Raw genomic sequence first — 10355 nt, forward strand, 5'->3', positions numbered from 1 at the left:
GCCGAGGCCGAAGGCGGGGTTCTGTTTGCGGATCTCGATCATGCGGCGGGTCCAGTGGAGCAGCGATGACGGGGACGACATCGAGGCTTCGACGTTGGTGACCTGGTAGCCGTAGACGGGGTCCATGATGGTGGGCAGGGAGAGGCGGCCGGGGTCGCAGGAGGAGAAGCCGGCGTTGCGGTCGGGGGTCCACTGCATCGGGGTGCGCACGGCGTCGCGGTCGCCGAGCCAGATGTTGTCGCCCATGCCGATCTCGTCGCCGTAGTAGAGGATCGGGCTGCCGGGCAGGGACAGCAGCAGGGCGGTGAAGAGTTCGATCTGGTTGCGGTCGTTGTCCAGGAGCGGGGCCAGGCGGCGGCGGATGCCGATGTTGGCGCGCATCCGGGGGTCCTTGGCGTATTCCGCGTACATGTAGTCGCGTTCTTCGTCGGTGACCATTTCGAGGGTGAGCTCGTCGTGGTTGCGCAGGAAGATGCCCCATTGGCAGCTGGAGGGGATGGCGGGGGTCTTGGCGAGGATCTCGGAGACCGGGTGGCGTGATTCGCGGCGGACGGCCATGAAGATGCGGGGCATGACCGGGAAGTGGAAGGCCATGTGGCATTCGTCGCCGCCGGACTGGTAGTCGCCGAAGTAGTCGACGACGTCCTCGGGCCACTGGTTCGCCTCGGCCAGCAGGACCACGTCGGGGTACTGGGCGTCGATCTCCTTGCGGACGCGTTTGAGGAAGGTGTGGGTGGCGGGGAGGTTCTCGCAGTTGGTGCCCTCTTCGGCGTAGAGGTAGGGGACGGCGTCGAGGCGGAAGCCGTCGATGCCGAGGTCGAGCCAGAACCTGAGGGCGGCGAGGATCTCTTCCTGGACGGCCGGGTTCTCGTAGTTGAGGTCGGGCTGGTGGGAGAAGAAGCGGTGCCAGAAGTACTGCTTGCGGACCGGGTCGAAGGTCCAGTTGGAGGCCTCGGTGTCGACGAAGATGATCCGGGCGTCCTGGTACTGCTTGTCGTCGTCGGCCCAGACGTAGTAGTCGCCGTAGGGGCCTTCGGGGTCGGAGCGGGACTGCTGGAACCACTCGTGCTGGTCGCTGGTGTGGTTCATGACGAAGTCGATGATCACGCGCATGCCGCGCTGGTGCGCGGCGTCGACGAACTCGACGAAGTCGGCCAGGTCACCGAACTCCGGCAGTGCGGCCACATAGTTGGCGACGTCGTAACCGCCGTCCTGCAAGGGCGATCTGAAGAAGGGCGGCAGCCAGAGGCAGTCGACTCCCAGCCACTGGAGGTAGTCCAGTTTCGCCGTGATGCCCTTGAGGTCGCCGACGCCGTCGCCGTTGCTGTCGTAGAACGAGCGGACGAGCACTTCGTAGAAGACGGCGCGCTTGAACCAGTCCGGGTCCCGCCGTCTGGCGGGAGTGGACGGGGTCGGCGCCGGGTCATGGACGGTCATGGGAATCTCCCTCCGTTGCCGCGTCCTCGAGCGGGTCGCTCAGCCGAGAGCGCCGGGAACCCCGGGAACGCCGGGAGCGCCGGGATCTTCGAGAGTGAGGATGTGCGCCGGGGACTCGCCCGGCACCAGGCGGACGTAGTTGGTGGCGCCCCAGGTGTAGGTCGCGCCGGTCAGTTCGTCGCGCACGCGGAAAGAGGCGTCCGGCTCCACGCCCAGGAGTGCGCAGTCGAGCCGTACCGTCGCCTCCTGGGCGTGGTGCGGGTCGAGGTTCACGACCACCAGGACCGTGTTCGCCCCGGTGCGCTTCGAGTACACGATCACCTCGTCCTTGTCGGCGTGGTGGAAGTGCACGTCGCGCAGCCGGCGCAGGGCCGGGTTGCGCCGCCGGACGTCGTTGAGCGTCGACAGCAGGGGCGCGATACTGCGCCCCTCGCGCTCGGCCGACTCCCAGTCGCGTGGCCGCAGTTCGTACTTCTCGGAGTGCAGATACTCTTCGCTGCCGGGACGCAGGGGCGTGTTCTCGCAGAGTTCGTAGCCGCTGTAGACGCCCCAGGCCGGTGACAGCGTCGCCGCCAGCACCGCCCGCAGCTCGAAAGCCGCGCGGCCCCCGTCCTGGAGGAACCCGGGGAGGATGTCCGGGGTGTTCACGAAGAAGTTCGGCCGCAGCACCGCCGCCGTGTCCCGCGCCAACTCCTCGACGTAGTCGGTGAGTTCACGCTTCGTGTTCCGCCAGGTGAAGTACGTGTACGACTGCTGGAAGCCGACCCCTGCCAGGGTTCGCATCATCGCGGGGCGGGTGAACGCCTCGGCGAGGAAGACGACATCGGGGTCGGTGCCGTTGATGTCGGCGATGACCCGCTCCCAGAACACCACCGGCTTGGTGTGCGGGTTGTCGACGCGGAAGATCCGCACCCCGTGGGACATCCAGTGCCGCAGGATCCGGCCCGTCTCCGCCACGAGACCCGGCAGGTCCCGGTCGAAGGCGATCGGGTAGATGTCCTGGTACTTCTTCGGCGGGTTCTCCGCGTACGCGATCGTGCCGTCCGGACGGTGCCGGAACCACTCCGGATGCTTGTCCACCCAGGGGTGGTCGGGCGAGCACTGCAGCGCGAAGTCGAGCGCCACCTCCATACCCAACTCCTGCGCGCGCGCGACGAATCGATCGAAGTCGTCGAGCGTGCCGAGGTCCGGATGTACCGCGTCGTGGCCGCCCTCGGGCGAGCCGATCGCCCACGGCACGCCCACGTCGTGCGGGCCCGCCGCGAGCGCGTTGTCCGGACCCTTGCGGTGCGTCGTGCCGATCGGATGGATCGGCGGCAGGTAGACGACGTCGAAACCCATCGCGGCGATCGCCGGCAGTCGCTCGGCCGCTGTCGCGAACGTCCCGGTCACCGGCGGCTTCCCCGCCTCCACCACCGCCCCTTCGGAGCGCGGGAAGAACTCGTACCAGGCCCCGTACAGCGCCCGCTCCCGCTCCACCAGCAGCGGCAGCGGCTCGCTCTCGGTCAGCCGCTCCCGCAGGGGATGGGCGTCGAGGACGGCGCGGACCTCCGGCGCGGTCGTCGCCGCCAGCCGGTCGCGGGCGGCACGCCGGCCGTCGCAGAGTCCGGCGACGGCGGTGCGCAGCACGGCTCCGGCCGGGGAGCCGGCGGGCAGGTCCGCGAGGACACGTTCCAGCAGCAGGGCGCCCTCTTCGAGCGTGAGGTCGACGTCCACGCCGGCCTCCACCTTGAGGGCGGCGTCGCGCTGCCAGGTGGCCACGGGATCGCACCAGGCGCGGACGCGGCAGGTCCACGTGCCGGTCGACGTCGGGGTGACCTCGGCGCTCCAGCGGTCGGTGCCCGGCGCCGACTCGCGCATCGCGCGGGACTCGCCCGCCACGCCGTCCGGACCGCTCAGCACGGCCAGGGCCCGGACGACGGCGGTCCCCTCGACGAACACGGTGGCCGTCACCGGGAAGGGCTCGCCGACCACGGCCTTCGCCGTGCCCAGGCCCTCCGTGACGCGAGGTCCGGTCCGTTCGATCGAGACGGGCACATGGTGCGACACCGTCGTCATCGGTCTCATCTCCTGTGCTGAGCAGGGAAGTTGAGGTCAGGCAGCCTTCGTCGTCGCCGTCCGGTCGTGCGGCCGTGCGGCGGTCGGTCGTCGTTCCGCCGTCGCCGCCGCCTCCCGGCCGCACCGCTCACCGGTCGCCGTGCACAGCGCCCTGACGGCCCGCTCGTACCCGGCGCGGACCCGCGGGTCGGCGGGAGCGGCGAGAAAGCGCCGCTGCCACCGGCGGTAGCGCCGCAGGCGCCGGTCGGTCTCCTCGGTGGTGCGTGATGCGGCCATGGCATCCGTCGACCTCCTGGGCCCCGTACCGCCGGGCCCGGGCGGGCCCTACGTCCGTGTACGGAGAGGGAGCGGCCGGTCACACGCGGCAGCTCCTCCACCATCGTGCGGGGCGATCCCGCATCCGTCCTGTTGAGCCGAGCGTCACAGGGCGATCACTCTCGTGTTGCACGAATGGAGTAGCGGGGTCAGGCTGACTGTTGACTCTCGAGCAAGCAGTGCTCACGCTCCGTGCGCACGGCCCCCGTCGTGGCGACGGGCGCGAGCTCCGCGGTGAGGAGCAGAAACCATGAACCGGACAGTGCCCCGCTACTACCACGTCGAGGTGGACCCCGAGCCGGAACGCGTCGGCCAGGTCCAGCGCATCGTCGCAGCGCACCTGCGGTACTGGGGTCTTGAGAAGCTGGCGACGCCCGCGACCCGGGGAGTCGGGCTGCTGATGGAGGCCGCCGCGGGCGGCGGCCCCGTGACGATCGAGACGTGGTGGACCGGCCAGCACCTGATCACCGCCGTCTCGCACCAGGACGCGACCGAGGCGGGGCAGGGGTCCGCGCCGCTGGCCTGTCTGCGGCGCATCGCGGCGCTGAGCGACGGCTGGGGCAGCTGCACTGCGCACGCCCGGCGCATCGTCTGGTTCTCGCTGCGCAGCCGGAACAACGTCCGTGAGCCGCTCGCCCCGAAGCGTCCCGTGCCGTCCACGGGCGCCGCACGGCAGGTTCCGCGGACCGTGCCCGCGCCGTCCGACCGGGACGTGCCGCTGACGGCCGGGGCGGTTTCGTGACCGCAGCGACCGCCGTCGTACGCACAGGCCGCCCCTACCCGCTGGGGGCGGCCTACGACGGTCACGGCACGAACTTCGCCCTGTTCAGCGCGGTCGCCGAGCAGGTCGACCTGATCCTGGTGGCGGCCGACGGCTCCGAACGGCCGGTGACCCTGCCCGAGGTCGACGGCTTCGTCTGGCACGGCTACCTGCCGGACGTCGGCCCGGGGCAGCGCTACGGCTACCGGGTGCACGGCCCCTGGGAGCCGGCGTCCGGACACCGCTGCGACGCCACGGCCTTCCTCCTGGACCCCTACGCGCGGGCGATCCACGAACAGGGTCCGCCCGGCGCGGGATTCGCCCAGGGCCTGTGCGGCGTCGTCGTCGACCCGGCCTTCGACTGGGCGCAGGACGAGTCCCCCCGGCACCCCTACACCGACTCCGTGATCTACGAAGCCCACGTGCGCGGACTGACCCGCACGCACCCGGGAGTGCCCGAGAACCTGCGCGGCACGTACGCGGGTCTGGCCAGCGAGGCCGTGCTCGACCACCTGACGTCCCTGAAGGTGACGGCCGTCGAGCTGATGCCGATCCACCAGTTCGTCCAGGACGGCTTCCTGCGGGACCGGGGCCTGTCCAACTACTGGGGCTACAACACGATCGGCTTCTTCGCGCCCCACCACTCCTACGCCGCCACCGGCACCCTCGGCCAGCAGGTCGACGAGTTCAGGACCATGGTCAAGGCCTTCCACGCGGCGGGCCTCGAAGTGATCCTCGACGTCGTCTACAACCACACGGCGGAGGGCAACGAGAAGGGGCCCACGCTCTCCTTCCGCGGCATCGACAACGCCTCGTACTACCGGCTGTCCGACGAGGACTTCAGCCGCTACTACGACACCACGGGCACCGGCAACAGTCTGCTGATGCGGCACCCGAACGTCCTTCAGCTGATCATGGACTCGCTGCGCTACTGGGTCACCGAGTGCCACGTCGACGGGTTCCGCTTCGACCTCGCCGCCACCCTGGCCCGGCAGTTCCACGAGGTCGACCGGCTCTCCGCCTTCTTCGACCTCATCCAGCAGGACCCCGTCATCAACCGCGTGAAGCTGATCGCCGAGCCCTGGGACCTGGGCGCCGGCGGCTACCAGGTGGGGAACTTCCCGCCGCTGTGGTCCGAGTGGAACGGCAAGTACCGCGACAGTGTCCGGGACCTGTGGTGCGCCCGCGAGCACGCGCTCCCGGAGTTCGCCTCCCGCCTCACCGGCTCCGCCGACCTGTACCAGCGCGACCGCCGCAGGCCCCGTGCGAGCGTCAACTTCATCACCGCGCACGACGGATTCACGCTGCGCGACCTGGTCTCGTACGACGACAAGCACAACGAGGCCAACGGCGAGGGCAACCGGGACGGCGAGAGCCACAACCGGTCCTGGAACTGCGGTGTCGAGGGGCCGACCGACGATCCCGGCGTGCGTGCGCTGCGCGCCCGGCAGCAGCGGAACTTCCTGGCGACCCTGATGCTGTCGCAGGGCATCCCGATGCTCAGCCACGGCGACGAACTGGGCCGCACCCAGCGCGGCAACAACAACGTCTACTGCCAGGACAACGAACTGAGCTGGGTCGACTGGGACCTGGACGACGAGGAGTCCGCCCTGCTGGACTTCACCCGCCGGCTCGGCGAGCTGCGCACGGCGCATCCCGTGCTGCGCCGGCGCCGCTTCTTCCGGGGCGAGACCGCCCCGCGCACGGGACAGCGGCTCCCCGACCTGGTGTGGCTGCGCCCCGACGGAGCCGTGATGACCCCGAGGGAGTGGCGGTGGCCGGACGCCCACGCGCTGGCCGTCTTCCTGAACGGCGACGCGATCACCGAACACGACCTCCTCGGGAACCCGGTCGTGGACGACTCCTTCCTGATGTTCTTCAACTGCTACTGGGAACCGATGGAGTTCCGGCTGCCCGACGCGGCGTACGGAGAGTCCTGGACGACGCTGATCGACACGGCGGAGCCGGGCGGCGAGCCCGACGAGAAGGAGCACAAGGCCGAGGCGCCGCTCCGGGTCGAGTCCCGCAGCCTGGTCGTGCTCACCCGGCCGTCGGCGCTCCTGAACTCCCGTGACGCTTAGGACAGTTCTGTGACATGGGCGAGGGCAACGGCAGGCGGGCGTCGCGGGTCGTATCGGGCGAGGGGGACAGGGAGCAGGAGTGCGTTGACCGCGCGGCTCTGCCGTCCCCACCGATCTATCGACTTACCGACATGGGGGAACATCGAGATGACGAACGTACGCGTGCGCCGAGGAACGACGGCCGGGGTTTTCGCGGCCGCCCTGACGGCGGTCGCCGCCGTGTCCGGACCGGCGTCGGCCGCCGACGGGCCCCGCTTCCTCTCCCCGTCCGAGCTTCCGCCCCACCCGTCCTCCGACTGGTACGCGGGACCGGTCACGGCCGGGCAGCCCGACCCGCTGCCGCTGTGCGTGGGTGACGCGCTGCCGTCCACCTCCGTGCACCGCGCCTACCGCACCGACCTCGACACCGGCGCCCTCCAGGTGACCGTCGTCGAGCGCGACGCCCAGCACGCCAAGGCCCTCGCCGCGCTGTTCCGCAAGCACCTGGACAGCTGCGCCCAGGACGTGACGGCGGCGGACCCCGAGGTCAGCGCGGAGCAGAAGTACTACGGGAAGCTGAACGTCGAGGAGGGCGCCCACGTGTACGGGGTGCACACCGAGGCGACGTGGGGCGCCAACGACATCAACCTGTTCTCGGTCGGCCGGGACGGCAACGTCGTCACCGTCGTGCAGTGGGGGCAGATGGGCGGCTTCGCCGATGCGCCGGTGGCCGGCTTCAAGAAGACGACGGTGACCGCCGTCAACAAGCTGGGCTGACCTGTCGCTCGTGCGAGTGCAGTGACCCAGCCCACACCATAGAGGCGTGTGTGGCTGGGTAGGCGGCAGCGTGCTCGCCTGGACCGGTCCAGGGAGAAACACAAGAAACACCGACCCTGGGAGGTAGCTTCATGTCCTCGAAGCGACGTCGCAAGAAGAAGGCACGCCGCAAGAACGGTGCCAACCACGGCAGCCGTCCCCAGTCCTGAGGACCGACGGCGCGACGACGGGGCGGCACCTTGGGGTGCCGCCCCGTCGGCCGGTCAGGCGGGCTGCCACAGTTCGATCCGGTTGCCCTCCGGATCGTGGACCCAGCCGAACCGGCCGACCCCCTCCATGTCCTGCGTCTCCTGCGCCACGTCCGCGCCCGCGGCACGCAGCTGCGCGAGCATCGCGTCCAGGTCACCGACCCGGAAGTTGAGCATGGACTGCTGCGTACGCGACCCGAAGTAGTCGGTCCCGGACTCGAAGGCCGCGAACACCGTCGGCCCGTCGTCCGGCCGCCACAGGCCGTTCTCGTCGGCGTCCAGGCCCAGACAGTCGCGGTACCAGGCGCCCAGGGCCACCGGGTCGGCGGCCCGCAGGAAGTACCCGCCGATTCCAAGCACACGTTCCATGCCGCCATCCTGTCAGGACGAAGGACGGGTGGCGGTTCACCCGGCCTCGTGCCATGTCGCGGCGTTCCCGGAGCGTGCGTGACAGGCTGGATGCCTGCCCGCGGCATGACACGGAGGAGGTCGCATGGACCGCATGGACTGGCGCGAGTTCGCCGTGCAGTTGGCATCCACCGCGCGGGAGCTGCTCGCGCAGGATTCGGTGGACGGCACCCTGCGCAAGGTGACGGAGTCCGCGACGCGTCTGATCGACGGCTGCGAGGCGGCCGGCATCCTTCTGCTGAGCAAGGGCAGGGGTGCCGAGACCTTGGCGCCCACGGAGGAGCTCGTCAACCGCAGTGACCAGTTGCAGGCCCGGGTCGGCGAGGGGCCATGCTTCGACGCGGCGCGCACGGGGCACCCGGTGTTCCGCATCCGGGACATGACCGACGAAGGCGCCCGCTGGCCCGCGTACGCGCCCGAGGCGCACGCCCTCGGCATCGGCAGCATGATGGGCTTCCTGCTGTACACCGAGGACGAGGACCTGGGTGCCCTCAATCTCTACTCCCGCAAGGCGGGCACCTTCACCGAGGTCAGCGAGACGGCGGGCTGGACCCTCGCGTCGCACGCCGCCGTCGCGTTCTCCAGCGCCCGTGAGCACGCGCAGATGGAACGCGCGGTGGCCACCCGGCACGTCATCGGCGAGGCCATGGGAATCCTCATGGCCAACCACGACCTGTCGGAGAAGGAGGCCTTCGACGTGTTGCGCCGCTATTCGCAGGAGGAGAACGTCAAACTCCGCGACGTCGCGCGGCGCGTCTGCGAGCGGGGCGGCCTGCCGGCGGAGTGACGGCCCTCCTGGCTGGTTGCACAACCAGGAGAGCCTCGACGTGTCAGGTCCCCGGGAACAACGGACACGTCGTGCGCGCCGGGTCCCCGCCTTTGCGTGTGGTATTCAGGCAATGTTCGTCAGGCGTGCGGTCCCACCGAAACCGGCCCCACGGTCAGCTCCGTCCGGCCCTCGGCGATGGCGCCGAGGCGCTCCGTCTCCCGCTCCAGCTCCCTGACCCGTGCTGCCGCGAGCGTCTCCAGTGGTTCGACGGTGACCGTGATCCGCTTCCCGGAGCGGCGCTGGTGCCAGACACCGGCCACGGTCCCGTCCACGAGCAGCAGCGGATAGTTCCCGGCCTGGCCGCCCGCCAGTGCCCGCTCGGCGGCCCGTCCGGGGAAGAGCCGGTCGCGTGGCTGCGAGGCGATGCCGAAGGCGTCGAAGTAGGGGAGCAGCCGCACCCCTACGGCCGCCTCCGCGGGCTGCGGGAACCCGGCGTCGCCGGCCGCCACCCAGGCCGCCCCGACGCCTTCGAAGTCGACCTCCTCGATCACCCCGCTCCGGGCAAGCCCGGCGAAGTGGTCGCCGGCCCAGCGCGCCGGCGCGGCCAGCCACTTGGCGAAGTGCTGCGGGGTGGCCGGACCGTAGGCGTACAGATATCGGCGGACGAGCTCGGCGACGGCGGCGTCCTTTGGCATCGGTGTCACGCCGGGATTCGTGTACGTCACCTGGCGGCCGCGGTTCGGCCCGAACGCGAGCACCCCGCGGTGCGCGGCGGTGTGCATCGCCTGCCGCCAGCGGGGCCACATGCCCTGGAACGCGGGCATGACCAGGTCGCCGGCCCAGCTGCCGGTCCCCGCGACGACGGCCTCCGTCAGCTCGTCGGCGGTCAGTTCCCGGCCCGACAGCGCCTCGGCGACCGCCGCGACGACGGCATCGGTCTGGTCCGCGGTCAGCCGGACGTCCTTGGCCTGCTGTCCGCCACCGCCCGGGACGGCGGACAGCACCCCGGTCCACAGGGACGCGTCGGCGGTGGCCAGCAGGTGCACGGTGCCGCGCGGGCCGAACGTCTTGACCAGTGACCGGTCCTGCCACAGCGCGGCCCGCACGTCGGCGCGCGTCGCGCCGTCGAGGCGCAGCCCCAGCGACAGCTCGGCCGCCGACAGGACCTGGGCGTGTGCGCCCAGCATGAGTCCGGCGAGTGCGGGCACGGCGGTGGGCGACGCGGGGAGCGGCTCGGTCAGTCCCTGGCGCTGCATGCGGCGGGCGTTCGCCGCGAGCCAGCTCACCTTGCGTGTCGTCGTAGGCATGCCCCGACGTTAACGGCGAACTAGGTCAGCCGCTGTCCTCGATGGCGTACGCGAGGTGCGCTCGGCCTCAACTGAGCAGCGCGTGCAGGAGCGTGCGGTGGTCCGCGGCCGCGGGCAGGTCGCTGACCTGGCCGTCCCCGACCTCCACGACCCGCCAGGTGCCGTCGGAGCGCAGCGCCAGGTCGGTGGTGACGAAACGGCAGCCGAGGGCGCGCA

The 10355-nt window shown here is 70.8% G+C and carries 11 protein-coding genes; 5 read left to right on the plus strand and 6 right to left on the minus strand.

Annotated elements, in window-relative coordinates; translation table 11 throughout:
* From treS to M4J07_RS43840, 3 genes are all read right to left on the minus strand, one after another.
* Nucleotides 1-1437, minus strand: a 1437-nt coding sequence (gene treS, locus M4J07_RS43830) for a maltose alpha-D-glucosyltransferase (RefSeq protein ID WP_255982167.1), incomplete at its 3' end; no start/stop codon positions are given.
* Nucleotides 1438-1476: 39 nt separating this feature from the next.
* On the minus strand, nucleotides 1477-3495 hold the full coding sequence (locus M4J07_RS43835; RefSeq protein ID WP_255982169.1) for an alpha-1,4-glucan--maltose-1-phosphate maltosyltransferase: 2019 nt from the start codon (nucleotides 3493-3495) through the stop codon (nucleotides 1477-1479).
* A 36-nt stretch (nucleotides 3496-3531) separates the two neighbouring features.
* Nucleotides 3532-3771 (minus strand): DUF5133 domain-containing protein, encoded by a 240-nt coding sequence (locus M4J07_RS43840; protein WP_255982171.1) that lies wholly within the window; start codon nucleotides 3769-3771, stop codon nucleotides 3532-3534.
* Between the two features lie 289 nt (nucleotides 3772-4060).
* On the opposite strand from M4J07_RS43840, the gene M4J07_RS43845 reads away from it, so the two are divergent.
* From M4J07_RS43845 to M4J07_RS48605, 4 genes are all read left to right on the plus strand, one after another.
* Nucleotides 4061-4552 (plus strand): pep a2, encoded by a 492-nt coding sequence (locus M4J07_RS43845; protein WP_255982173.1) that lies wholly within the window; start codon nucleotides 4061-4063, stop codon nucleotides 4550-4552.
* On the plus strand, nucleotides 4549-6651 hold the full coding sequence (glgX, locus tag M4J07_RS43850; RefSeq protein ID WP_255982175.1) for a glycogen debranching protein GlgX: 2103 nt from the start codon (nucleotides 4549-4551) through the stop codon (nucleotides 6649-6651). Before M4J07_RS43845 ends, glgX begins: the two co-directional genes overlap by 4 nt.
* Before the next feature lie 147 nt (nucleotides 6652-6798).
* Complete coding sequence (locus M4J07_RS43855; RefSeq protein WP_255982177.1) at nucleotides 6799-7407, plus strand: hypothetical protein; 609 nt, start codon at nucleotides 6799-6801, stop codon at nucleotides 7405-7407.
* A 131-nt stretch (nucleotides 7408-7538) separates the two neighbouring features.
* Complete coding sequence (locus M4J07_RS48605) at nucleotides 7539-7616, plus strand: 50S ribosomal protein bL37 (protein ID WP_370443954.1); 78 nt, start codon at nucleotides 7539-7541, stop codon at nucleotides 7614-7616.
* 54 nt (nucleotides 7617-7670) lie between these two features.
* Here M4J07_RS48605 and M4J07_RS43860 read toward each other — a convergent pair whose 3' ends face one another.
* Nucleotides 7671-8024 (minus strand): VOC family protein, encoded by a 354-nt coding sequence (locus M4J07_RS43860; RefSeq protein ID WP_255982179.1) that lies wholly within the window; start codon nucleotides 8022-8024, stop codon nucleotides 7671-7673.
* Nucleotides 8025-8157: 133 nt separating this feature from the next.
* Here M4J07_RS43860 and M4J07_RS43865 point away from each other — a divergent pair, with 133 nt between their 5' ends.
* Nucleotides 8158-8850 (plus strand): GAF and ANTAR domain-containing protein, encoded by a 693-nt coding sequence (locus tag M4J07_RS43865; RefSeq protein WP_255982183.1) that lies wholly within the window; start codon nucleotides 8158-8160, stop codon nucleotides 8848-8850.
* Nucleotides 8851-8969: 119 nt separating this feature from the next.
* On the opposite strand, the gene M4J07_RS43870 is transcribed toward M4J07_RS43865, so the two are convergent.
* Both M4J07_RS43870 and M4J07_RS43875 read right to left on the minus strand, forming a co-directional pair.
* A complete protein-coding gene (locus M4J07_RS43870) occupies nucleotides 8970-10139 on the minus strand; it encodes a winged helix DNA-binding domain-containing protein (protein WP_255982181.1) in 1170 nt (389 codons plus the stop codon).
* A gap of 67 nt (nucleotides 10140-10206) precedes the next feature.
* Nucleotides 10207-10355, minus strand: a 149-nt coding sequence (locus M4J07_RS43875) for an ATP-grasp domain-containing protein (RefSeq protein ID WP_255982185.1), incomplete at its 5' end; no start/stop codon positions are given.

Origin of the sequence: Streptomyces longispororuber, from assembly GCF_024448165.1 — a bacterium.
In the GTDB taxonomy this organism is placed as follows: Bacteria; Actinomycetota; Actinomycetes; order Streptomycetales; family Streptomycetaceae; genus Streptomyces; species Streptomyces longispororuber_A.

Bases quoted from the DNA above. Each gene is read 5' to 3' on its own strand.
- M4J07_RS43835 (WP_255982169.1), bottom strand. From the start codon at position 3,495: ATGACGACGGTGTCGCACCATGTGCCCGTCTCGATCGAACGGACCGGA.
- M4J07_RS43840 (WP_255982171.1), bottom strand. From the start codon at position 3,771: ATGGCCGCATCACGCACCACCGAGGAGACCGACCGGCGCCTGCGGCGC.
- M4J07_RS43845 (WP_255982173.1), top strand. From the start codon at position 4,061: ATGAACCGGACAGTGCCCCGCTACTACCACGTCGAGGTGGACCCCGAG.
- M4J07_RS43855 (WP_255982177.1), top strand. From the start codon at position 6,799: ATGACGAACGTACGCGTGCGCCGAGGAACGACGGCCGGGGTTTTCGCG.
- M4J07_RS48605 (WP_370443954.1), top strand. From the start codon at position 7,539: ATGTCCTCGAAGCGACGTCGCAAGAAGAAGGCACGCCGCAAGAACGGT.
- M4J07_RS43860 (WP_255982179.1), bottom strand. From the start codon at position 8,024: ATGGAACGTGTGCTTGGAATCGGCGGGTACTTCCTGCGGGCCGCCGAC.
- M4J07_RS43865 (WP_255982183.1), top strand. From the start codon at position 8,158: ATGGACTGGCGCGAGTTCGCCGTGCAGTTGGCATCCACCGCGCGGGAG.
- M4J07_RS43870 (WP_255982181.1), bottom strand. From the start codon at position 10,139: ATGCCTACGACGACACGCAAGGTGAGCTGGCTCGCGGCGAACGCCCGC.